Annotated in this window: 21 protein-coding genes and 1 pseudogene; 8 read left to right on the plus strand and 14 right to left on the minus strand. The window is 44.3% G+C overall.

The window, feature by feature from the left end; genetic code table 11:
* Positions 1-29: 29 nt before the first annotated feature.
* Entirely contained in the window at positions 30-1,505 is a 1,476-nt protein-coding gene (locus F6K53_RS07090; RefSeq protein ID WP_293024861.1) for a CIA30 family protein, read from the minus strand.
* 209 nt (positions 1,506-1,714) lie between these two features.
* Between F6K53_RS07090 and F6K53_RS07095 the strand changes: the two genes are divergently transcribed.
* A complete protein-coding gene (locus F6K53_RS07095; RefSeq protein ID WP_293024859.1) occupies positions 1,715-2,863 on the plus strand; it encodes a Fic family protein in 1,149 nt (382 codons plus the stop codon).
* Between the two features lie 162 nt (positions 2,864-3,025).
* Here the strand turns inward: F6K53_RS07095 and F6K53_RS07100 are convergent, their stop codons facing one another.
* The 3 genes from F6K53_RS07100 to F6K53_RS07110 all read right to left on the minus strand — a co-directional run bounded on the left by F6K53_RS07100 (position 3,026) and on the right by F6K53_RS07110 (position 5,045).
* On the minus strand, positions 3,026-3,853 hold the full coding sequence (locus F6K53_RS07100; protein WP_293071323.1) for a hypothetical protein: 828 nt from the start codon (positions 3,851-3,853) through the stop codon (positions 3,026-3,028).
* Positions 3,838-4,680, minus strand: a complete 843-nt coding sequence (locus F6K53_RS07105) for a hypothetical protein (protein WP_293071324.1) — start codon at positions 4,678-4,680, stop codon at positions 3,838-3,840. Before F6K53_RS07105 ends, F6K53_RS07100 begins: the two co-directional genes overlap by 16 nt.
* 203 nt (positions 4,681-4,883) lie before the next feature.
* Positions 4,884-5,045: a hypothetical protein gene (locus F6K53_RS07110; RefSeq protein ID WP_293024853.1), complete on the minus strand. Its 162-nt coding sequence runs from the start codon at positions 5,043-5,045 to the stop codon at positions 4,884-4,886.
* 187 nt (positions 5,046-5,232) lie between these two features.
* On the opposite strand from F6K53_RS07110, the gene F6K53_RS07115 reads away from it, so the two are divergent.
* Complete coding sequence (locus F6K53_RS07115; RefSeq protein ID WP_293024851.1) at positions 5,233-5,745, plus strand: hypothetical protein; 513 nt, start codon at positions 5,233-5,235, stop codon at positions 5,743-5,745.
* Between the two features lie 233 nt (positions 5,746-5,978).
* On the opposite strand, the gene F6K53_RS07120 is transcribed toward F6K53_RS07115, so the two are convergent.
* Positions 5,979-6,827, minus strand: a complete 849-nt coding sequence (locus F6K53_RS07120) for a class I SAM-dependent methyltransferase (protein WP_293072046.1) — start codon at positions 6,825-6,827, stop codon at positions 5,979-5,981.
* A gap of 52 nt (positions 6,828-6,879) precedes the next feature.
* Positions 6,880-7,077 (minus strand): hypothetical protein, encoded by a 198-nt coding sequence (locus F6K53_RS07125; RefSeq protein ID WP_075905805.1) that lies wholly within the window; start codon positions 7,075-7,077, stop codon positions 6,880-6,882.
* A 158-nt stretch (positions 7,078-7,235) separates the two neighbouring features.
* Between F6K53_RS07125 and F6K53_RS07130 the strand changes: the two genes are divergently transcribed.
* The gene (locus F6K53_RS07130; protein ID WP_293072045.1) at positions 7,236-7,415 is read left to right on the plus strand and encodes a hypothetical protein; all 180 of its coding nucleotides are present in this window, start codon (positions 7,236-7,238) and stop codon (positions 7,413-7,415) included.
* 39 nt (positions 7,416-7,454) lie between these two features.
* Here the strand turns inward: F6K53_RS07130 and F6K53_RS07135 are convergent.
* From F6K53_RS07135 to F6K53_RS07145, 3 genes and pseudogenes are all read right to left on the minus strand, one after another.
* Positions 7,455-7,631, minus strand: a pseudogene (locus F6K53_RS07135) (Uma2 family endonuclease); the annotation flags it as partial.
* Between the two features lie 93 nt (positions 7,632-7,724).
* Positions 7,725-8,141, minus strand: a complete 417-nt coding sequence (locus F6K53_RS07140; protein ID WP_293024842.1) for a helix-turn-helix domain-containing protein — start codon at positions 8,139-8,141, stop codon at positions 7,725-7,727.
* A gap of 552 nt (positions 8,142-8,693) precedes the next feature.
* The gene (locus F6K53_RS07145) at positions 8,694-8,951 is read right to left on the minus strand and encodes a hypothetical protein (RefSeq protein WP_293048106.1); all 258 of its coding nucleotides are present in this window, start codon (positions 8,949-8,951) and stop codon (positions 8,694-8,696) included.
* Positions 8,952-9,647: 696 nt separating this feature from the next.
* Between F6K53_RS07145 and F6K53_RS07150 the strand changes: the two genes are divergently transcribed.
* Both F6K53_RS07150 and recQ read left to right on the plus strand, forming a co-directional pair.
* Positions 9,648-13,019, plus strand: a complete 3,372-nt coding sequence (locus tag F6K53_RS07150; protein WP_293072044.1) for a sister chromatid cohesion protein PDS5 — start codon at positions 9,648-9,650, stop codon at positions 13,017-13,019.
* An 81-nt stretch (positions 13,020-13,100) separates the two neighbouring features.
* Positions 13,101-15,230 (plus strand): DNA helicase RecQ, encoded by a 2,130-nt coding sequence (gene recQ, locus F6K53_RS07155; RefSeq protein WP_293072043.1) that lies wholly within the window; start codon positions 13,101-13,103, stop codon positions 15,228-15,230.
* Between the two features lie 251 nt (positions 15,231-15,481).
* Here the strand turns inward: recQ and F6K53_RS07160 are convergent, their stop codons facing one another.
* Positions 15,482-15,679: a helix-turn-helix transcriptional regulator gene (locus F6K53_RS07160; RefSeq protein ID WP_070391622.1), complete on the minus strand. Its 198-nt coding sequence runs from the start codon at positions 15,677-15,679 to the stop codon at positions 15,482-15,484.
* A 411-nt stretch (positions 15,680-16,090) separates the two neighbouring features.
* Between F6K53_RS07160 and F6K53_RS07165 the strand changes: the two genes are divergently transcribed.
* Positions 16,091-16,588, plus strand: a complete 498-nt coding sequence (locus tag F6K53_RS07165; RefSeq protein ID WP_293027363.1) for a DUF29 domain-containing protein — start codon at positions 16,091-16,093, stop codon at positions 16,586-16,588.
* Between the two features lie 123 nt (positions 16,589-16,711).
* Here the strand turns inward: F6K53_RS07165 and F6K53_RS07170 are convergent, their stop codons facing one another.
* Both F6K53_RS07170 and F6K53_RS07175 read right to left on the minus strand, forming a co-directional pair.
* Positions 16,712-17,419, minus strand: a complete 708-nt coding sequence (locus F6K53_RS07170) for a hypothetical protein (RefSeq protein ID WP_293080232.1) — start codon at positions 17,417-17,419, stop codon at positions 16,712-16,714.
* Between the two features lie 312 nt (positions 17,420-17,731).
* Complete coding sequence (locus F6K53_RS07175; protein ID WP_293072041.1) at positions 17,732-20,014, minus strand: CHASE2 domain-containing protein; 2,283 nt, start codon at positions 20,012-20,014, stop codon at positions 17,732-17,734.
* A gap of 173 nt (positions 20,015-20,187) precedes the next feature.
* On the opposite strand from F6K53_RS07175, the gene F6K53_RS07180 reads away from it, so the two are divergent.
* Both F6K53_RS07180 and F6K53_RS07185 read left to right on the plus strand, forming a co-directional pair.
* Positions 20,188-20,313 (plus strand): hypothetical protein, encoded by a 126-nt coding sequence (locus tag F6K53_RS07180; RefSeq protein ID WP_293027354.1) that lies wholly within the window; start codon positions 20,188-20,190, stop codon positions 20,311-20,313.
* Positions 20,291-20,470 carry a hypothetical protein gene (locus tag F6K53_RS07185; RefSeq protein WP_293027351.1) on the plus strand — a complete coding sequence of 60 codons (180 nt, stop codon included), beginning with the start codon at positions 20,291-20,293 and terminating at the stop codon, positions 20,468-20,470. Before F6K53_RS07180 ends, F6K53_RS07185 begins: the two co-directional genes overlap by 23 nt.
* 12 nt (positions 20,471-20,482) lie before the next feature.
* On the opposite strand, the gene F6K53_RS07190 is transcribed toward F6K53_RS07185, so the two are convergent.
* Positions 20,483-21,397, minus strand: a complete 915-nt coding sequence (locus tag F6K53_RS07190; protein ID WP_293027348.1) for a DUF1822 family protein — start codon at positions 21,395-21,397, stop codon at positions 20,483-20,485.
* Positions 21,394-22,098: a sigma-70 family RNA polymerase sigma factor gene (locus F6K53_RS07195; protein WP_293072040.1), complete on the minus strand. Its 705-nt coding sequence runs from the start codon at positions 22,096-22,098 to the stop codon at positions 21,394-21,396. Before F6K53_RS07195 ends, F6K53_RS07190 begins: the two co-directional genes overlap by 4 nt.
* Between the last annotated feature and the right edge of the window lie 298 nt (positions 22,099-22,396).

Consider the following 22,396-nt stretch of genomic DNA (forward strand, 5'->3'; position numbering starts at 1 on the left):
CTTAATTCTCAATTCGAATTTCCTTATACTTAATTGCTGTCGGTATTGATATCGCAAAAGAGAGTTTGCCAGTCTCGCAAACCATCAGTTGCTTCTTTGACTTCAAAGGTGACATTACAAGCCTTGGGTTGCTCTAGTACCTGAACACAAAGTTCAGCAATATCTTCCCGACTTACTTTACCTCGGATATTGTCTCCTTGAGCAAACACTAAGGCTTGACCTCCCGGCTCTTCTGTCAAAGCACAAGGTCTGATGATGGTATAGGAAACACCACTGTCGCGAACGGCTTCTTCTCCCCGGAGTTTCCAGGTTAGAATTCCCCCCAGTTGGTCGTTCATTCGTACCGCTGGTGGTTCTTCCTCGAGGTTAATTCCTGGACGACCTGGACGAGTTACCCCGGCTGAGCTAATCATAATGAATTGGGGCTTGGTGATACCCCCATAGGCTTTAATAGTTTCCAGCTGTAGGACAAAAGAACCTGGAGCAAATTTTGGGTTGAGCGCGCCATCATATTCAAATTTACTCAGCATTAGCTGTATAGCACAGATGCGACTGGGGTTGAAGGGAGCAGCATCTTTCAAGGTTTTGGCTCGAAATACCGGAATCAAATCAGCAAAGGGAATCGAAACATTCATCCACTGATCTTTCTGGGTGTCGAAGGAATAGCAGTAGGCAATTCCATCCCATTTCGATTCATTACGCAATATAAATTTATACCGTTGACCATCCCCTTTAACTCGCAGTTCTAGTCCTTCGTACTCAGCTAAGTTGAGGGGAGTTGGGAGATTGCGGGTGCGTACTGACACAAAGCCCCCAGAATTTGCCGTTGAGACATTGCCAGTAAACAGGGCAGCCTTGTCGATGAGGCGAATTGAACTCTCGCTGACACCACCCATTACTACATCATCCACAGCACCCCAGGTTTCTTGTAAGTCATCGGAAGGGTTTTGGAAGTCAAATAGGAGTTGTTTGCCTGGTTCGAGAGACTCGGCTGCGGCTTGTACTAAGTTCTTGATACCCTGATACTCCACTAGTTCAGGGCTATCGACCACTTCTGGCCTATAGAACTTGATGCCCTGATCGTATTTTTCCTGGTTCGGGGTGTCTCCTTCTATGGATTGCACCTGCGCTCCCGTACAACACACTACAGCAGTAATGTTCTTGTACAGTGCTGGAGTCAAGGTGTCTGGATTAGTGATATCTGCCTCAAATAGTTCCAGGTTATCCCCAAGGATTTCCCTAGCTTTCTCGGCATTTATAACTAGGGCACGTACAGGATAATTCTGCTCAAGCAGACGGCGAACCACTCGCTTACCTACACCGCCAGTTGCCCCAGCTACCAGTATTACTCCCATATCTTTGTCTTTACCTTGGCTCGATTTTTGATTATTGGCACGACCTGTGAATAATCGCTGTAGGCAGCTCAGGAAAGGGATAACCTCAAAGTAGCTTAGGGTTTGTATGAATCTGCCAGCATCCCATGGGGAGCGATTGTTTTGGGTCATAATCGCCTCAAGTGCATTTTTTATTCAGTTTATCGAAATCTGAGTTACCCTGAAGCTGACCTTTAGCATAGTACTGGATCCCTTGAGTGGATTTTTTCGATCTGGTAATTATATCATAGAAATTTTGATTTATACGCTTATTAACGAAAAGCCATGCTTTTCGTTAATATAGAGCTGAAAGTTATTCAGTATTAACGAAACTGATAATAATGGTTAGCGCTAACAGAGCAGGTCAGTATGTGGATCAGCTTAGTGGATATAAAGCTTTCATACCGAATCTGTTGCCGCCTGTGCCTGACATCATTATGGATGACGAGATGTGGCAGCTTCTATCTCAGGCGGATCGTGCACTGGGTAGGCTAGATGGATCAACAGATGCTCTGCCTAACCCTGACCTATTTGTGTTTATGTATGTTCGCAAAGAAGCGGTTTTGTCGAGTCAGATTGAGGGAACACAGGCATCTTTGATAGATGTTCTGGAATTTGAATTCCAAACACTCGAACCAGATAATCCTCAAGAAGTGGCTGAGGTGGTTAACTATATCGCTGCTATTAACCACGGTCTTGAGCGCTTGAAGGATTTACCTGTGTGTTTGCGCCTGATTCGGGAAATACACCAGAAGTTAATGCAAGGAGTGCGAGGTTCTGAGCGAGCTCCAGGTGAGTTTCGTCGTACCCAGAATTGGATTGGTTCTAAAGGATGTTCCCTCAAAGACGCTACTTACGTTCCACCTCCACCCCATGAAATGGCACAAGCTTTAGATAATCTAGAAAAGTTTTTGTATGATTCAAAACCAATGCCCGCTTTGCTCAAAATTGGATTGGCTCATGCTCAGTTCGAGACAGTTCACCCTTTTCTTGATGGCAATGGCAGAACGGGGCGTCTACTAATTACATTTCTTCTATGTGAGCAGAATATACTCAAGCGCCCACTTTTATATCTCTCTTACTATTTCAAGAAATATCGCTCTGAATACTATGACCGACTTCAAGCTGTCAGAGATAGTGGCAATTGGGAAGGCTGGCTAAAGTTCTTTCTGCGTGGTGTTTACGAAGTCGCTCAAGAAGCGTCCGCTACTGCCCGCAACATAGTCACCATGAAGGAAGAACATCATCAACTACTCCTCAATACCATGGGTAATCGAGCCGGACAGGCTATAGTACTGCTAGATAGCCTTTATTTTAGACCAATTATCACTGTTGAACAGGTTCAAGAAATTATTAAACGCACATATCCTAATGCCAACAAATTAGTGAATGATCTGTGTGATGTTGGTCTTTTAGAAGAAATTACCGGGCAAAAACGTAATCGCGCTTTTGCTTACGCTCCATACTTAGATATTTTTAAGGAATCTTAGCAACTTCACCCTAAGTATTGATTCAACCCATCAATTGGATAGATTGCTAAATTATTCGCCTTGAAATTAATCACTAGTTTAATCCCTAGTTGAATGAATAATTTATAATTTAGAACTTAGAATTTATTCATTCTGCATTCTTCATTCTTAATTCTTCAGTTTTCAATTACTCTTTCTCAGTAAGCGCTGGAAAATCTGCAAGTTCTGATCGAGCCAATCGAGCCATTTCAGACTACTCGATAAAGATTTCGGTGGGTCGGAAATCAAGGTATCTAGAGCAATCAGGCGCTGGAAATTGATCTTGACTGGATCATGACGCTCTGTGGGACCGTCTTTGCGATAAAACTTGACACCAGCTTGTTGCTGCATAATGGTGATCAATTCTTGAGCAACGATACCGTAGCCAATGGTAGTGGGGTGAATGCCATCTAGGGTGAAGAAACCACCGCTGGTGCGACCAGTAGCATCGGATCTAAAAAAGCGAGTATCCGGTACTGGTGAAAGAGCTTCCAGTTCGGGTGGTAGCTGATAGGGAGTCCACCAATCTGGTCTGGCGTCGGGGTCTTCAATATAACGTCGATAAGCTAAGCAATCCAGTAATCCTGCTAATTCAAATAAATACCAATCTCGACCTTCTTTTCGAGCCTGACGTACAGCATCAGCAATATATTCGTTGTACTGGTCAATGACGCTATCAATTGCTCGGGCTTGTTGTGCGGTAATGTGCGGGTCACGGTTGGGGTCGAAATCTTCGTCGCTAATCCAAGGACGGGTGTAGTAGGGGAAGTATCGCGAGCCAGTAGCCATCTTATGTCCTACTCCACGACCAATGGGCGCAATGGTGACATGGGGAACTGTAGCCCAAATGACATGGCGAGCTTTAATTTGCTTGATTTGCTCCACTACTTGATCCAATTCAGCTTTGAAATCTTCCGGACACCAGACCGTAGGTCGCTGATTGGGCTGGGGTGCGTTCAATCGCGATCGCAACTCCATCTGACCTGTAGTTGAGCAATGCTGCCCATGGCATTATTCGCCCCAATCATGACCATGAGGGTTTCAATACCATCTCCCTGACCGTTTTCTAAACTTCCTTCTTGCCCTAGTGCTACCGCAGCTTGGACTGGGGTCAGTGCTTTACCCTCTGAATCCCGTGCGGAGTCCAAAACCCTCAATGCCCCATGTTCGTTAGCATTCTCAACGATTTGCCGCAATAGATCATCCGTTGGTGCCTGGATTGCGTTTCTGAGAGTATCTGCATCATTAGAGATAATGTCTGTGAGATTCCACCCATAAATAGCAAGATTATGGTTAATCCCTTTGTCCATAGCAACAGTAGAGCCAACGCCCCCTTGCCAACCAGGACCCCGTTCCCAATAATCTTCTATGTCATCCATCCATGCGCGGATTGAAAACAGAGCCGGTCCTAATTCCCACCACTGTATCTGGTCACCAAACTGTGCCTCTAACCGCCTAACTAAATACTCCAGATTCAGGGGCAATCCACCAAATTCACCATATTGGCTGGGACGACGCAGGTGTTCTTCCCAACCCATTTCTTGAGCAATCATCATGGGATAGGACAGATCAGTTTTAAAAATTGCTCCATTCTGGACGCCCTGGCTGAGGGAATCACCAATCGTGACCAGTCGATGTCGGGGAGTGCCTGGCTGTTGGTTGACTTCACTACTTAATTCCGGACGGATACCCAGAGTAGGGTCTGTTTCCGGTGGACGCCCTTCAGGTTGGATAACTTCCTTGACTTGATCTGGAGCGTCAAAGTCGAGCATGTCTTTGGTAAGCAAACGTTTGACCATAGTTGCCTGTTTATGAAAAAGAGTGATGATTAGTTATTATATAATTCACTGATGCTGAGGTTAATTCCAGAAAAGTAAGCATATGCGCTACGCGCACGCGTGCGCGTTCAGCTTCAGAGGTATGGCAATGTGATAAGCCCGTTTTTATCTGGGTTGTAAACACAGGTATTGCTTTAAAAGGCAAAAGGCAAGAGGCATGCATGCTAGACTGGAGTTTTATTGGATAATAAAAAAAGACCTCCTAGGTTTACATCTGATTTAGAAACACGCTTATCAGTTTTGAATTGGTTGAGGTACCTTGTCCTAGGTTTTAGGGAGGGAGTAGAGAGTAGGGAGTAGGGAGTAGGGAGTAGAGAACTTCGCAAGTGGAAAAAAATCCTGTTTACCTCATTACTATGATCAGCCCTATAATTTGCTGACAGCCTGGTAAGCAAAGAAACTAGAGACGTTAGATCTCGTTAATAAAGATTTGGTAGTTTCATATAAGATTAGGTTAAAACGGTAAAGAAGTGATTAATTCCCTGGATAATTCCAATATATACCCTACAAACTATGAATGCAAAACCTAGCATTAAACTCCCATGGATATTTATCCGTCATTTAAATAAGACTGTCTGGGTGATTTCTAGTCTTGCCCTACTGACAGTAGCTGCCGAATCGTCTTTAGGAGAACCCTCACCCCCTACCCCGACAACACTAACCCTAGAATCCCCTGCTCCTGAACTCCCAGTTACCCCTTCAGCCACCTCTTTATCTGATCATTTGAACAAAATTGGTGCTAAAATGTATGGGGCTTACTGGTGTCCCTATTGCACAAAGCAGAAGCAAATGTTTGGTGAGGCATTTAAGCAAATTAATTATATTGAATGTGACCGAAGGGCTGAAATCTCCCAAACTAACCTCTGTATTGAAGCGAAGATCAGAGCCTTTCCAACTTGGGAAATTAATGGTCGGTTTTACCCAGGTATGCTGTCCTTAGAGCAATTGGCTAAATTTTCAGGCTACTCAGCAGAAGGTGCTACAGAATCAATACCAGTGGTGGAGGAAGAACAAACAGAAAAATAAATAATAGCAATAGTGCAATGTTTTACCTTTAAAAACCTAAGGTAAGCAGTCAGCAGTCAGCAGTCAGCAGTCAGCTTATTTTATTCACAAGCTGTTCGGATCTCAAGTAGGGTGGCACAGGCTTCTAGCCTGTGAATTAGCGCATTAGCTGATAGCTGATAGCTGATAGCACCTCAAGTAGGGTGGCACAGGCTTCTAGCCTGTGAATTAGCGCTTAAGCTAACGTCTAGGGATTATTTAATAATAGAAAATGTTACCGATTTCCTGGCGAAAACAAAAAACGTTGTAATATCTATCCAAATGCCTTTTGCTGTGGCTAATCGCTCAACGGCTGCAAAGAATTCATTTTTGAATTGTGCTAATTTATCTGGAGAAAGCTGGAAAATTTCCGCGCCAAAGGCACTCTTTGAGTTTCCCCGCCAAGAGTTTGCTGCTACTGTTTGAGTATCACTGCTGTAGTAACCAAGTTGATCGGTTTTGACGTTGATGTCTTGAAAACCTGCTTCGGTGAGTAGCTGGTGACATTTCTCGGGACTACCAAGGGGTCCATTGGGATTAGGAATTACAATGCCATAGTCTCGTGCTTTTTCTCGAAACAGACCCCCTGTGGGGAAGGCGTTTGCGGCAAAACAGGAAAATCCGACTAATCCTCCTGGTTTTAGGAAGCGATACCACTGGCGTAAAGCAGCAGGGATATCTGTTAAGTATACAATGGCTGAAGAACATAGAATCCTATCGAAACTATTATCTTGGAAGTTGAAATTTTCTGCATCTGCTTCTATAAATTCGATGTTGTTGAGACCTTCGGCTTTAACTTTTTGTTGGGCTAGATTGAGCATGCCTGAGGAAATATCTACACCGACAACAGCTCCAGAAGCACCGACAATTTTGGCGGCAAGAATTGCTACTAAACCTGTGCCGGTAGCAATATCTAGAATTCGTTGTCCAGTTTTCAGGTGGGATAGTTCTACTAGACCCTTGGCTAGGCGAGGGTGAAAGCTTCCTTGATCATAGTTTGGTCTGGTGTTAAAGTCAGCTTTAACGTTTTCTTTGAACTCATTTATACTTATCTGGTGTTTCATGCTTGGTGGAAATGGAAAATCTGATAACTAGAAAATATAATAACTAGCTTAACTACAATGAAGGAGGCTTTATCACTTCAAAGTCTGACTCATCTAGAGATAGTATAAATGGTTGATCATTCTGCTCAAATGGATTTTCCTCTAATCTGACTATCCAACGACCGGATTCTTCCTGTGCTTCAATACGACCCGAAAGACCCGCAACATAATCAGGATAAATCACTCGAACTAAGGTTCCTACTTTGAGCATCTCAATCACTATCTATACTCCCAATGTCCACCTGATTTTACCTTTAATTAACCAAATCTTAAATTTAAATTGTTACAATACCAGATTAGGTTATTCCAAATCAGCTCACTATTTTCCCCCAAGCCAGTCAGGAGGATTGATCCTCACCGGGGAAGAGTGTGGGTAGTGTGGGTAGTGTGGGTAGTGTGGGTAGTGTGGGGGGGAGAGTTCAAGGATGCCTAGACACAACGGTTAATGATAATGCGATCGCACAAAAGTTAATGCCAATGGTTAATGCTAATGGGATGCTCAGCAAAGAGCCGCTATGCCATCGCACCATAGCATCTCTTTTATACTGATCCGAACTTTCCTAGTTCCTATTCCTTTTATAGTAACTACTACTGATAACTGACCGCTTGAAAAACCTGTTCAGCATTTAACCTTAACTCTGGAAAGGTTGAGGATAAAATACGGTTAGCTCCTCGGAACTGATTAACGTTATATTCGCCATCTATCAATTGGTAAACCGATAAAGTAGGTTGTTTGGGATTGCCAATAAATCGCCTACCACCTAAGAGGTTGTCTGAGAAGTCTCTCGACCATGCTTGACTCATCGCTATTCCCAATTCCCAGGGCGTAGCGCTATCACTAAATAACTTAGACCTTGCTCAGCTAACTTTAAAATCAGAAATCGTCTCAATCCATACCCGTGCTCCACAATTTAGGGGATCATCTGGGCGATACATTACCCGACAAGGACCATTGACTTCAACCGTATGACCGTAAATGTTTTTAGATCCGCGTTTTACGGTAATCACGGGATTGCGTTCGCCGGTGTTGTGATTTTGGCGAATCACTTTTTGATTCACGTGGATCACAGCTTTAGTGTACTGTGTACGCTTTGACCAATTCCGCTTTGGTCCACGAGTACCAGGGGTGACCACTGGCATACCGTCAAATAAGGGAATCACCCAAGTTCTACCAACCTTATACGCTCCTTTGACTCTGCCCTTGCTCAAAAGGAAACGGACGCGAGTGGCAGAGATACCTAGTAATTCAGCGGCTTGTGCGGTAGAAATCATCATGGCGAAAAACCATTGTTTTAACGATATTGTTACTTTAACACAATTTTTGAAAAGATGCAATGGGTTATATAGGTGATGTGGGTGTTTGAAAAAAAACTATTGCATTGTCGCAAGGTGCAGTAAGTGTGGTAAGGGTGGTTAGAAAAAACTATTGCACTATCACAAGGGGTGATAAGGGTGTTAAGCGTGGAAACTTTAAAAAAACTATTGCACTGTCGCAATTAAGTCTTGATTTGAGAATGACAGGACTTACGCACTCAGATATATAAAATCTCCCGATTCCCGATTCCCGATTCCCGATTCCCGATTCCCGATTCCCGATTCCCGATTCCCTGTTCCCTGTTCCCTGTTCCCTCAACAAAAAAAAATTCGGTCAAGTCCTGGTTAATTCCAATGCTTGACCGAATTATTTCTTTTAATAGTCAAGAGCCCTAGGGTTTTTGACTATGTGTTCACCAAATCAACAACATACCAACTTAGGTTTCAGACTTCGTACTTTCTCCTGAGTTTTGACCTGTCGCCAGGGATTGGCATCCCTGGCAAGTTGCTATCTTAATCTACCAACAGATGTCGAATCAATATACTGATCACCTCACCAGAATTTCCGGTAGGTTGAGGAGTGCTCCACTCATGAACTTGTGCGTAGCCACGGCTATAAAGATTATAGATTGTGACCCGCACGGTTTTGGGCGAACCGATCAATATATGTTTGATTTGCTCCCGTCCTGGCTGGGCTTGGCCAGATAATTCAGGGAGATTAGGATTGTTGGGATTATACTCAAAAGTTGGGAGAAAGTTTTCGATGTCCATAAGGTTTTTTGTGTTGTTTTTGGGGACAATTTTATTTTAAAAAATCATTGTTATTTTGTCAACTATTTTTACAACTTTTAAATTAGCGGTAAAAATTATTTTTATGGTTATTTAAAAAAAAGCGATCGCTTTTAGCGTGGCCTACGGCCAATCGCGTAGCGTCATATTCGATTAATTTATTAGTTTTAAACTTAAAATAAGCTGTTTAAGCATCATTTATTACTTAGTCAACATCATATTTTTTTAAATTAATACGGTAATTATGGTATAGTATTTGAGTTAGAGTTTAATTCTGGTATAGCATTTAATTTGATAGAATAATTATGTGTTCGAGTAGGAGATATTTCAGAGTATCGAACTTTCTATCGCATTTACTAGATTGATCCCCCCCAGCCCCCCTTAGCTAAGGGGAGCCTGGAAATCTATCTGGAAACTCCCCCTTATTAAGGGGGATAATGGGGTATCCAAACCCACGCAAAAAACCCGAATACCTGCTCCCTAATCCCTACTCACTGCTTCCTAAGAGGAGCCCGGAAATCTATCTGAAAAGTCCCCGTTATTAAGGGAAACGGGGGATCCAAACCCACGCAAAAAACCCGATTCCCTGTTCCCTGTTCCCTACTCCCTACTCCCTACTCCCTACTCCCTACTCCCTAAATTGCTATAATTAATATAATTAACGATAACTAGAGATCAATGATAGAACCCTTGTCAGTATTAGCCGGTTGGGCAATCCCGAAAATAGGGGAATCGTTGTTAGAGATTGTTTCGGGACAAGGATGGGATAGCTTAAGTCAAGCTCTGAGTAAAAGCGATGTAGACAAGGCAATCAAAGCGGGAGAAGCGGCAGTAAAAGAATGGGAAAAACAACTGGCTCCGAGCCAGCGCTTATTTTTTCAGGCTAGACCGGATGGCTGGAATGGAGTTAATAATTTTTTGCGGGACTATTTTACACATTCAGCAGTTTTGGCGGAATTACAAAAACCCTTACTTAATCAAGGGAAGCCTGATCGGGAGATTTTAATCACGGTATTTCAACAGCAGGCTGAAGGGCATAATATTAAACTGAATCACGATAGTCTCAAGCTTTGGGTGGAGACATTTATTAATGCTTATTTTCAGCAGACGGATACTTATCTAAAATTTCAGGTAGCTAAACAGGATTATTGTGAGCAGCTAGCTAACTGGTTTGATGATGTTAAATTTGCTGGCATTGCTGTGCCTGGGCAAGAGGTAGAAAAATCGGAGAAGTTAGCCCAAATTTTTGTAATGCCAGATGTGGTGGAAGACCTATCAACTGCTGGCGCTTGGGAACGGGATTGGTTAGCAGCTGGTAGTGGGGAAATGTCAGAAACAACACTATTGGCAAAGACAACTGGCCGGAAATTCTTGGCGGAGCAGTTATTGAGCCAAAGTCAGTCGAGACGAGTAGTGATATTGGGTGCGCCAGGCTCGGGAAAAACTACCTTGATGAGTTATTTTGCAGTAATGTTGGCTCAGCAAAATCCTGAGATTTTAGGATTAGATGGTGATACGGACTGGCTACCGATTTTAATTAGGATGCGAGATTTTGCGATAAATCTCGATAAAAGCCTGATCGACTATGCTCGGGTATTTGCTGAAAACACCATGTCAGTGAAACCCTTACCAGTGGGATTTTTTGAGCATTGGTTGTATGATGGTAGAGCGTTGATATTGCTAGATGGTTTGGATGAAGTCGCAGAAGACGCTAAACGGAATGATGTAGTCAGGCGCATCGAGAATTTTTTGGGACAGTTTGACAGAAATCGCGCTATTATTACATCTAGACCGGCTGGCTATCGGCGCGACTTTTTCCGCACTGAGGAATTTCCCCACTATCAAATTGAACCCTTTGATGATCAGAAGATTTCAGCGTTTATTGATAACTGGTATAACAGCAGGTTTCAAGACCAAGCAGAAGCTGAAAGGCGCAAGCAAAGTTTACGAAAAGCACTAGATGATAATGACCGGATTAAGCTATTGGCACGAAATCCGTTATTGTTGACAATCATTGCATTAATTCATCGGTATCAAGCGGTATTGCCCAAAGAACGGTTTGAGCTTTATAATTGTGCTGTCAAGACGTTGTTAACGTCTTGGGATGCTAACAAAGAAATCAGCAGTCATGGAATATTTAAGTATCTAGATTTATATGATTTGCGCCGATTGATGGAATTGTTGGCGTATTGGATTCATACCCAGGTAAATGTTGAAGATAACGACAGTGGTACGCTTCTTGATGCAGTCGCTCATGGGGGAAACCCCCAAGACCGCGCTGCATCGCTGATAGACCGGGATGAGTTGATTGATCAGTTGAGTCAGCAGATTAAAACCTTGAAGCAGGTGCAGTTATACCAAGCTAAAGAAGAAGCAGAAGCATTTGTCACCTTGATTCGCGATCGCACCGGTTTATTGAATGAGCAAGGGCAAAATTGTTATGGTTTTGTCCATAAGACGTTTCAGGAATATTTGTGTGCTGAAGAGATTGACTATCAAGCGGATAATGAGGGAGATTTTGAGATTGTTTTGAGTCAGATTCGGGAGCATTTGCATGACTCCCACTGGCGCGAGGTGTTACTATTGCTGATAGCACAACAAAAACCGAAAAAGGCGGCGAGGGCGATTCGGGCAGTTTTGACTAATAAGAGTAACTACGAGCAGTGGTTGCATCGTGATTTGTTGTTTGCTGGTAGTTGTTTGGCAGAAGACCCAAAAAATTTTATTGGTGCTGATCGTGGATTGGTGCAAGAGATTTTGCAGCAGTTGTTTGAGTTAGAAGTCAGTAGTAAAGAGCGGGTTGGTGAGAAGATTCGCGAGCAGGTTTTTCAGATAATTTGTAGTTTCTATGAAACAGATTTTAAATCACAGGTATTGGAATTGTTAGAACAGCAATCCCATCGAATTGATGACTGGCGATTGCTGAACTATCGAGCCGAGTTAGGGGAAAAGGATCAGGTAATTACAATATTGCTAGCACAGCTAAAGGATCAGAATTCTGATGTCCGTGTGAGTGCAGCCGATGCCTTGGATAAATTGAGCAATAGCTCAGAAACTGTAATAAACGCCCTCCTAGCAAAGCTCCAGGATGAGAATTCTGATGTGCGTTGGAGGGCAGCCAGATCCTTGGGTAAATTGGGCAACAGCTCAGAAACCGTAGTCAGCATTCTCCTAGCACGGCTTCAGGATCCCGATCCTGATGTGCGTGGGTGGGTAGCCGATGCCTTGAGCAGATTGGGCAACAGCTCAGAAACCGTAGTCAGCACCCTCCTAGCACGGCTTCAGGATCCCGATCCTGATGTGCGTGTGAGTGCAGCCGAAGCCTTGGGCAAATTGTACAACAGCTCAGAAACTGTAGTCAGCACCCTACTAGCACGGCTTCAGGATGATGATTATTTTGTGCGTTGGAGGGCAGCCAGAGCCTTGGGCAACTTGGGCAACAGCTCACAAACAGTAGTCAGCGCCCTAATACCAAGGCTTCAAGATGATAATTATTTTGTGCGCGGTCAGGCAGCCAGAGGGTTGGGTAAATTGGGTAACAGCTCAGAAACCGTAGTCAGCGCCCTTCTAGCAAGGCTTCAGGATGATCAGTCTAATGTGCGTGGGCAGGTAGCCAGAGCCTTGGGCAACTTGGGCAATAGCTCAGAAACCGTAGTCAATGCCCTAATATCAAGACTTCAGGATGATCACTATTATGTGCGTGGCAAGGCAGCCTTAGCCTTGGGCAACTTGGGCAACAGCTCAGAAACCGTAGTCAACGCCCTACTAGCTCTGCTTCAGGATGATCAGTCTTATGTGCGTCAGGGGACAGCCTTAGCCTTGGGCAATTCGGGCAACAGCTCAGAAGCTGTAGTCAACGCCCTACTAGCTCTGCTTCAAGATAATGATTCTTTTGTGCGTAGTAGCGCAGCGGAAGCCTTGGGCAAATTGGGCAAAACATCCAATCATGTTCTGCCTACTGTGATTAAATGGATTGAACAACACCAAGATTCCGACTATGTGGGCAGAGGTATTGATGCCCTGTGGGATTTGGTTGTAGGTGAGGAGTAGGAAATAGCGCGTCTATGTTACAGTTTTTAGGCATAATAATCTTATCCCCAACACTGAAGCGATCGCAATCCCCTCACGACCATGGAAGAGTCGCCATCCCTGGAGCATGCCCTTAAACATTTCTTTGGCCACGACTGTTTCCGTCCAGGACAGCGACAGATTATTGAAGAAGCGCTGGAAAATCAGGACTTACTGATTATCATGCCCACTGGCGGTGGTAAATCCTTGTGTTATCAACTGCCAGCGCTACTGAAACCGGGCTTAACGGTTGTGGTATCTCCTCTGATTGCCTTGATGCAAGACCAAGTGACGTCTTTGGAAGATAATGGCATTGGGGCTACCTTTATCAATAGCACCTTGAGCTTCCAACAAATGCGATCGCGCGAAGCTGCTATCCTTCAGGGTCAGATAAAATTACTCTACGTATCACCGGAACGGTTACTAGCAGAACAGTTTATCCCATTTTTGGATAGAGTGCGATCGCAAATCGGTATTCCCACCTTTGCCATTGATGAAGCTCACTGCGTCTCACAATGGGGGCATGATTTTCGCCCAGAATATCGGCAACTAAAACTATTACGTAACCGCTATCCTAATAGCTCAGTGCTGGCTCTGACCGCTACTGCTACTAATCGAGTCCAACAGGACATTATCCAACAACTGGAACTGCGACAGCCGAAGGTTCACATCGCCAGTTTCAACCGTCCTAACCTTTACTACGACGTTCAACCAAAACAACGGCAAAGCTATAAACAGTTATTAAAACAGATCCGTTCTCACCAAGGTTCCGGTATTGTGTACTGTACGAGCCGCCGTTCTGTAGACGAAGTTGCTTTCCGGTTACAGAATGATGGCATTTCTGCCTTACCTTACCATGGCGGAATGACGGATAAAGCTAGGACAACTAATCAAAATCGGTTTATTCGGGATGATGTGCGGATAATCGTAGCTACGGTAGCCTTTGGCATGGGAATTAATAAGCCCGATGTACGGTTTGTGATTCACTACGATTTACCCCGTAACCTGGAAAGTTATTACCAGGAATCGGGACGAGCAGGACGGGATGGGGAACCAGCCACATGTACCGTTTTATATAGCGCTAGTGATATCTCCAAACTTCATTATCTCATTGATCAAAAGCCCGATCCCAACGAACAACGGATTGCCTATCAACAGTTAAATCAGATTGTTGACTACGCAGAAGGCACAGATTGTCGCCGCCGGATTTTGCTGGGCTACTTTGGTGAGCGGTTTCCAGGGAATTGTGACAAATGTGATAACTGTTGCTATCCTAAGCCAGTAGAAGATTGGACAATTGAAGCTCAAAAATTCCTCTCTTGTGTAGCCCGGTGTCGGGAACGGTTTGGGATGAACCACATTATTCAAGTGTTGCGGGGCTCAAAAAGTAAGAAAATTGAGCAATATGGCCATCACTTACTCTCTACTTATGGTATTGGTAAAGATAAAACTGCAGAGGCTTGGAAAATTCTAGTGCGATCGCTTTTGCACCAGGGATTGGTAGACCAAACCACCGATGGCTACTCAGTGCTGAAGCTCAATAAACTAAGTTGGGAAATCCTGCGCAAACAACGTTCTGTTTATGTTGCTATTCCCCAGTCATCTGTAGAAAAAGCCTTAGGAGAAATTAACCCCAGAGCAGTTGAAGCAGAGCTTCTGCTAGAGAAACTGCGGAAACTAAGGAAACAGCTAGCTGACCGGCAATCGATTCCGCCCTATGTAGTGTTTGCCGATTCCACACTGAAACTGATGGCACAGATGAAACCCAAAACCTTAGAGCAATTTGCCAAACTTTCCGGTGTTACTCAGTATAAAGTCACCCAGTATGGCGAGCAATTTATTTCAGAAATTCGGGCATTTTGTCAAGAGCAAAAACTACCAGAACCCCTGCCCTCCAGTACTTATATGAAAACGCTGCAATTCTATCAACAAGGGTTAAGTGTAGAGGAAATTGCTAAACAACGAGGGTATACTACCAGAACTATAATAGATCATTTGAGCCAATTAATTGAAATGAATCAGCCAGTGGATTTAAAACGACTGGTACCATTGGAACGCCATGAGCCAATTATTACAGCCATTGAAAAAGTGGGTGATCAGTATCTGAAACAATTACGGGAATACTTAGGAGAACGTTACTCCTATGACGACATTAAACTAGTCCGTGCTTGGTGGCGACGGCAGGATAATTGATATATAGCATTTCTCCCACTTACGAGGTACAGTCTTCTGTGATTAGTGATCCCCCCTAACCCCCCTTATCAAGGGGGGAATCTGATGTTAAAACTATCTTAAATATTGCATGTATGGCTATTGCCTTAAAAAGATAAGCTTTGTAACTCACCAAAATAAGAATTGCCATATTTATTGCTATCCGCAGCACTAGAGATGATTATGAAATGATCGCACAATGCCATCCTGTGCTTTGGGTATACCCTTACATGTTACTGGATCAGATCCTCAATTTTGAAGTCTAAAATATCACACAAGGCTTTAGTCTGTTCTGGATAAAGCTTAGGCTTGTGCCGATCCGCCTCCCAGTTAATCACTGTAGACTCTACTACATCACAGGCTCTGGCAACTTGTATGCGAGTTAAACCTAGACTTTCACGGCGTTCTCGTAGTTTTTTTCCTAGGGACATTACCTTCTCCGGTTGTCTTGTAGCAGTCGTTTACCTAAATGTATTTGACTATTTATAGTTTATCTTATAGGATAGGGTTTTGTGCAATAGGGCAGGTAAATTAATATCAATGATTTAAATTAAGACCATAGATATAGGTGGGAAGGCGTAGGGTGCGTTAGGGAAGGGCTCGCCCTCATCTTCCACCTCGTAGCCAGGGTTGATATAGCCCGCCCCGTAACGCACCACTAAAGGTATTGAGCTAAAGGCTGACCACTGACCACTGACAGCTGACCACTGATTTCTTAGCATGAAATTAGTGTGTAGCGGTGTGATGCTTAAGAATTGGGATCACCAAACAAATCAAATCCCCGTCTAGGTCAGAGCGGGGAGTCTCAACATGCTAGCATCAATTAATTGGGGAAATGAGTAATGACAACAGCCCACAACCTTTATCAGCAAGACTTTTACTTGTGGACCGAGGCGACTGCGCAACAGTTACGGCAGGGTAAGTTTGCCCAAGTTGATGTAGCGAATCTGATTGAAGAAGTCGAAAGCATGGGTAAACGGGAAAAGCGCGAGTTAAAAAGTCGTTTGATTGTGTTGCTGATGCATTTACTGAAGTGGATGTATCAACCAGGGAAAAGGAGCGACAGTTGCCTCAATACTATCACTGAACAGCGTATCGGTTTGGAAGAACTGCTGGAGGATAGTCCTAGTTTAAAAACGTTTTTGCCAGAGGTCTTTGACCAATGTTATCAGAAGGCTCGGATTAAGGCAGCCCAGGAAACTGGGATTAAGTTGAACACTTTTCCTTGTCAGTGTTCTTTTGCTCAGGAGCAGGTTTTGGAAGCTGGTTTTTTCCCAGAAGTGTTGAATCGGGAATGGGGAATCGGGAATCGGGAATCGGGAATCGGGAATCGGGAATAGGCAATAGACAATAGTTAATAGGGAATAGGAAGCAGCGATGTAGTCGCTACTCCCTATTTTTTAAAACCCAGGAAAAAAGTACTTTAAGGAATTTAAAACTGGTATACTTCAACTCAGTAACTACTATCTGCGGAAGGAACTGCCTCCATCTTTGCTGTCACCTACCGGTCCCTTGCCATCATTCGGTGGATTGTAATTGTTTAATGTATTCATACTCATGAAGGAACTGCCTCCATCTTTGCTATCACCTACCGGTCCCTTGCCATCATTCGGTGGATTGTAATTGTTTAATGTATTCATACTCATGAAGGAACTGCCTCCATCTTTGCTGTCACCTACCGGTCCCTTGCCATCATTCGGTGGATTGTAATTGTTTAATGTATTCATACTCATGAAGGAACTGCCTCCATTTTTGCTATCACCTACCGGTCCCTTGCCATCATTCGGTGGTGTGAAAGCATTTACCATCGGTAGTTGTGATAGTTGTAGTTGTTTTGATGCTGATATTGGTAACAGTTGTGGGTTACTAAACTCAGGATTTTCATGGATTAGCTGGTACAATTTCCAGAGTGATCCGCCATTTTTGCTGTCACCAACAGGCCCCTTGCCATCATTCGGTGGTGTGTAATTCATTACTATCTGTATTTGTGATGATTCTGATAGTTGTTGGGAGTCTTGAGATGATGATTGCTGGTCAATCGGCTCAGAATTACTATGATTTGCTTGCTCGAATCCCTTCACTATTGTTGCTGCTAATTGTTGCAAGCGCTGTCTTATGTTGATAGTGAAGGAAACTAGTGTTGTCCAAAGCTGCTTTAGCCAATTATTCATTTGAGAATACACCTTTTCTAGAAATTCACCAAACACCGACCCAGGCGGCGTTTTTTCATTGATACTTGTTACAGCGCCTCTCAAGCCAACTTTTCGCAGATGATCAGAAAAATTTTTTTTTGAAGCAAAATTTGCTTAGCTATTCTAGTTTCCTTGGTGTTTGAGATCAGATCCGGATCCATTTGAGTTGTGAACGATTCCCCTTAAGAAAAGGCAAGAGGCAAGAAGCAAGAAGCAAGAGATAATCAGGTATATAGGGATTTTTGCTAAGGTCAAAAACTGTAATTATTGTTTCCAACTCAAATGGAAATGCTAGAGAATTCCTTCGATAGCTAACGGAGTGATTGCTCCAAGTGGTTTGCGGTAAACCACTACAATTACACTAGTGCCTACCAATGCTAAGGCTGATGGCAGCAGAGGTACCCATACTCCTAGAGTAAATAGACCAAAGCATAGGAGATATAAACCCCCTGTCGCTGTGATGGTAGCGAGTCCCCAATACAGTATTCGACCACAGCGCCAGGCAATGGTACCACCAATGATTGACCAACCCCAAACCCAGAACAGGTCTCCCCAGGGCGACCACACCGATAATAATGGACGCTCACCAAGAGCAGCACTGATCATCTGACTGACCATCTGGGCGTGAATAATTACCCCTGGCATTTCTTGGTATGGCCACTGGAGGGCACTGTAGGGGGTAGGATGGTAATCCTTGTGAATCTTTGCAGTTATTCCGATCAGAACTATTTTGTCTTTGACCCACTCTGGTTTGACCTTACCCTCTAGCAGCTCTGTGACAGTGACTCGTCGGGCGACAGTTTCCCGGTAATTGAGTAACACCTGGAACCCCCGATAATCACGATTGTGATAACCCCCAGCATTAGCTGACAAATCTCTTAATACAGTCTTACCCAAGCCTATTTTATTGATAGCAATGATTTTTGCCTTGATTCCCTCTTGGGCTAAGTAATGTAATGCGACCCTAGCACTGAAGGAGTGGTGGGTGGCACAGGGGTCATCGTGGTAGGGATGCATAAATACAAGATGCCTACGGATAATGCCATCAGGGTCAACCATGATATTGCTATAACCAAGGCGGGATTCTGGCACCCCAGAGGGAGGTTTGATGCCTGAGTTTTCGGGGTTGTTAGCTACCCTAGCGCTACAAAGGGCAATTAATTTATGATTTTGCTGTAACTGACGGCTCAATGCCTGGTGACCAGGTTCTCTAGGACGTTCGCGAAAGATGTCTAAGCCAATCACTCGCGGTTGATCAGACTCTAGCTTGTTTAGCACTTGGGCTAGGGTTTGATCCGGGAGGGGATAGCCATAGCGCATGATCTCAGCATCTGTGGCTTCAACTACCAGCAAACGGGAGTCTACCCCTGGATTAGGTCGCAGCCGCATCAGCTGGTCAAATGCCTTTAGTTCCCAAAGCTGAAGCATTCCCAGCTGCCGGATTACCATAACTAAAATGGTAACAACTACACTGACGATCAGGGCGGATGGGAGCAGTTGGTTTTGGTGATTGCCACGCAACTGTTGCCAGGTTGGGGGTATGGCGGCGGGATTTTGACAAATCACTGGCAACCAACTGGCACAGGGACATTGATCTTCTAAACCTTGCAGTTTTTTCCGGGCTTCTTGCACTGCTAGATACAAGGACTTACCACTGGCAAAGGCTTTGAGAAAATATTGTAAAAACTGCTGTGCTACAAGATCCGGTACGGGCTCCCGCATAATAATCATGTGCGGAATGTGCAGCTGTTCTAGCTCATTGGCTAATCCTAAGCCATCACAGGAATTAAAAATTGCTAGGGACAATCCCCTTTCTATGGCTTTTTTGAGGGCTTCTCTGAGTTCGTCAATGCTTAAGCTATCGGTCTGATTGATATGAATCCGACCCCTTCCTGCTTCGGTTTCACTATGACCTGCAAAAAACAGAATATCCCAAGGTTGCTCCCACAGGGCTTCGTTGAGCTTCTGCCGTGGTTCTTCTACGAGGAAGGTAACCTCTGCAAAGGGTAAATTCTCTAGTAATTGTCGGTCTTGTTGGATATTAATTCCTTCGCTATTGCCCAGAATTGCTAGAATTCTAACCTTGTGTCGATCACGGCTCTGGTGCGATTTGCTTGGTTGTTGATACTCTGGAGTACTTAGGGCAATTTCTGCTTGGTGGTAACGCTCTAAAAATTCCCACTGATGCCAAGGAAGCTGCCTGAGCTGGGGATTTTTGGTACGAATCAGCACCCGGACTTCTTCGGTAGTGCCGACTTTTTCCAACCACTTTTCCCGCAGTGGACTAAATAACTCTGACTTGAGCCACCGATTTAAGCGATCGCATAATCCCTGACTCTGGTTGTTGATGGAACCACCGATTGCCACTCGTTTGATTTTGATTGCTCGCAAAGAGTTGCCCAGACTGCGATAGGTTGAGCGCCACTCACGATAGTGGTTAACGATGTTGGGGGCTGGAGGCAATCTGCCAGTAAGTTCTGTTTCGGGACGTTCGCTTTCTGAGCCAATTTCGAGAGTGACCCGAAAACCTTCCTCAAAATCCCCATCCAGCTTAAGAGTTACTAGCTTTGCCATTGGTTAGTTTTTTAACAGTTGACGGTTGACGGTTTACTATCAACCGTCAAAAATCAGCATTTTGTCTGATGTTATTTTCAGTTATAGCGCGTATGGAATAGGGAACAGGGAATAGGGCAAGACAGGGAGGGTGGCAGGTGTGGGGAGGGTAGGGAGGGTGGGGAGATGGGGAGATGGGGAGATGGGGAGATAGGGAGATGGGGAGATGGGGAGATGGAGAGATGAAATTGATGTTTAGTGCTAATTTCCAGAATTGGTATAGGGTTGATCATACTTATGAGCTACAGTCAATTTTCTGAGCGCTATTCCCTACTCCCTACTCCCAGGGAGTGCGCGTTCACGCTTAGCTTTGAAAAAGCGCGGGGTCGCACAGCTCCCTACTCCCTACTGGAGTCAGAGCTGCATCGCTCTTTCCTACTGATCCGAAGTTCCTTTATCCGCTGTTGCCTGTTTTGATCAATCCTAGTTTCACATTACAAACTCTTCGATCACACTGGCATTATCCAGAGCAACCTTGACACTGAAACGGTCTCCGGGTTCGCAACTAAAATCCAATTGAATGGCTTGATCCTGGTTTCTGGCTTGGGCATTGATCAGCATTTCTTGCTCCTCATCTAGCAAGAGCAACTGCAGATTGGGGGGTAGATAGGTTTGACCATTGATGGGATTGAGTTGTAGGAAAACATTCAGCTTTGTTTCGGATTCTGGGGTGAGCGCCACCACCAGAGCTACCCCTTGATTAGCTCCCCATTCAATCTGTTTACATCGCCTAATGGTCTGATCAGACTTGGTTCTAAAGGCGAAAGCTGCCTCAGCACCTTGGTTACCTAAAAGGGTTTCCAAACTCTGCCAACCTGCTTCAAACATATGCTCCAACCATTGACTGAGTTGTGTCATAGGTTGGAATTGATCGAGGTAGGCTGGTAAATCTTTTAGCGATCGCAATTGGTGGATGACTAATTGACTAGTTTCCGAGGTTGGGGAAAATCCCAACAGCGTCGCTTCAGTATGCTCTTGATCAATCTCAACGACTACATAGCCAATCCGGTTAAATCTAACCTCTTGGGGAATGGGACAAGTCAAATCACCGGGTTTGACAGGCCGACATTCCAAGCGCCCCAAACCGGTTACCCTCAGGTCAGCCACATTTTCAGCCAAGCGGACTACTGAATTCCAGCTATCCCCTGCAGTTAGGTCAGTCGGAATACCCAGGATCCGTAAATAGTTATTCACAGCACACACCGCCAGGGTGTTGAGATAGACTTGTTCAGCCTTTTGCTGGTTGGGTTGGTAGTGAGCGAATTGCTCAGCTATCTCTAGCGCCGACAGGGTAATCGGCATTGGGATTGACCAATCTGCTAGCATGTTGGCGTTGTGTATCATGATTTTTTCCTAGGTTGGGGTTTTGTGGTGCCTTTCGAGCTACCAGTCTTTGGCTTTTCTTCTATATATCCCTCGCATACACCAAATTTTCGCAACAGGGGTAAGCATTTACGGTTATAGAATTTGGGCAAATCTTTAGCTTCTGGTGGGGTTAGCTTAAATTCTGCTGCAATGGCTTTCCAAGGCTGATCAGGAGGGAGTCGAAGCTGGATTAGCACTTGGGCATTAATCTCAGGGCGTTTCCTAAAGCAAGTCTGACGTAACACTCCGTCTGGGTCTGTCTTTACCCAATCCAAGGTTTTTTGCCAAATTTTCATAACTGGTTGTAGATCAGGAGCAGCTGGTACCCTATCTACAGGGTCAATAGTTTTACCTTCCTCTTTGCTTAGGCCAGTAATTTGCCGCTTCTGTTGCCTATAGCCAGCATCTCGAAATCGTCTCAGTCGTTTTTTTAGTTCATCGTCGAGCCAAGTAATCACACCTTTGATAGTCGGGTCATACTCTTCAGGATGGCCACAGCAATATTCCCACATCTCTTGGAGAGCGTCATTATAATATGAGGTATATTCTTTCCAAAGTTTGCCGGATTTCATCACTAGTAAATGTATCTCGCTCAGTTTTTGCCGACGTTCCAGACTTAATGGTGGATGATTACATGCTTCAGCTATCAGCTGACGGAGTATTCGATCTAGATTTTTCATCGGTTATGTCCCTGTTTTAAATGCGATCGCGTAGCGTGACCTACGGTCAATCGTGTTTAGTACGCATTAGTCTATCGATAGCGGTTCTCAAGTTAATTGTTAGTAGTTTGTTGTTTATGTTGGTAGATGCTTACACTAACTACTAACCTCTACTCCTGATCAGAAGCGCTACAAAGGGCAGCCCGAAGACTGGACTCAGTATTGACCATCCCTAGACATCTTAGGCATCAATCTTGGGGAATGGCAAAAGTCACCCAGTATTTATTTACACGAGTGATCGGGGGGTTTTTCGCAAAAA

It is taken from the genome of Moorena sp. SIO4A1 (genome assembly GCF_010672065.1).
Classification (GTDB): domain Bacteria; phylum Cyanobacteriota; class Cyanobacteriia; order Cyanobacteriales; family Coleofasciculaceae; genus Moorena.

Excerpts from the sequence above, each read along its gene's own strand:
- F6K53_RS07090 (WP_293024861.1), bottom strand. The coding sequence starts at position 1,505 with ATGACCCAAAACAATCGCTCCCCATGGGATGCTGGCAGATTCATACAA.
- F6K53_RS07095 (WP_293024859.1), top strand. The coding sequence starts at position 1,715 with ATGGTTAGCGCTAACAGAGCAGGTCAGTATGTGGATCAGCTTAGTGGA.
- F6K53_RS07105 (WP_293071324.1), bottom strand. The coding sequence starts at position 4,680 with ATGGTCAAACGTTTGCTTACCAAAGACATGCTCGACTTTGACGCTCCA.
- F6K53_RS07115 (WP_293024851.1), top strand. The coding sequence starts at position 5,233 with ATGAATGCAAAACCTAGCATTAAACTCCCATGGATATTTATCCGTCAT.
- F6K53_RS07120 (WP_293072046.1), bottom strand. The coding sequence starts at position 6,827 with ATGAAACACCAGATAAGTATAAATGAGTTCAAAGAAAACGTTAAAGCT.
- F6K53_RS07125 (WP_075905805.1), bottom strand. The coding sequence starts at position 7,077 with ATGCTCAAAGTAGGAACCTTAGTTCGAGTGATTTATCCTGATTATGTT.
- F6K53_RS07140 (WP_293024842.1), bottom strand. The coding sequence starts at position 8,141 with ATGATGATTTCTACCGCACAAGCCGCTGAATTACTAGGTATCTCTGCC.
- F6K53_RS07145 (WP_293048106.1), bottom strand. The coding sequence starts at position 8,951 with ATGGACATCGAAAACTTTCTCCCAACTTTTGAGTATAATCCCAACAAT.
- F6K53_RS07150 (WP_293072044.1), top strand. The coding sequence starts at position 9,648 with ATGATAGAACCCTTGTCAGTATTAGCCGGTTGGGCAATCCCGAAAATA.
- recQ (WP_293072043.1), top strand. The coding sequence starts at position 13,101 with ATGGAAGAGTCGCCATCCCTGGAGCATGCCCTTAAACATTTCTTTGGC.
- F6K53_RS07160 (WP_070391622.1), bottom strand. The coding sequence starts at position 15,679 with ATGTCCCTAGGAAAAAAACTACGAGAACGCCGTGAAAGTCTAGGTTTA.
- F6K53_RS07165 (WP_293027363.1), top strand. The coding sequence starts at position 16,091 with ATGACAACAGCCCACAACCTTTATCAGCAAGACTTTTACTTGTGGACC.
- F6K53_RS07170 (WP_293080232.1), bottom strand. The coding sequence starts at position 17,419 with ATGAATAATTGGCTAAAGCAGCTTTGGACAACACTAGTTTCCTTCACT.
- F6K53_RS07175 (WP_293072041.1), bottom strand. The coding sequence starts at position 20,014 with ATGGCAAAGCTAGTAACTCTTAAGCTGGATGGGGATTTTGAGGAAGGT.
- F6K53_RS07180 (WP_293027354.1), top strand. The coding sequence starts at position 20,188 with ATGGGGAGATGGGGAGATAGGGAGATGGGGAGATGGGGAGATGGAGAG.
- F6K53_RS07185 (WP_293027351.1), top strand. The coding sequence starts at position 20,291 with ATGAGCTACAGTCAATTTTCTGAGCGCTATTCCCTACTCCCTACTCCC.
- F6K53_RS07190 (WP_293027348.1), bottom strand. The coding sequence starts at position 21,397 with ATGATACACAACGCCAACATGCTAGCAGATTGGTCAATCCCAATGCCG.
- F6K53_RS07195 (WP_293072040.1), bottom strand. The coding sequence starts at position 22,098 with ATGAAAAATCTAGATCGAATACTCCGTCAGCTGATAGCTGAAGCATGT.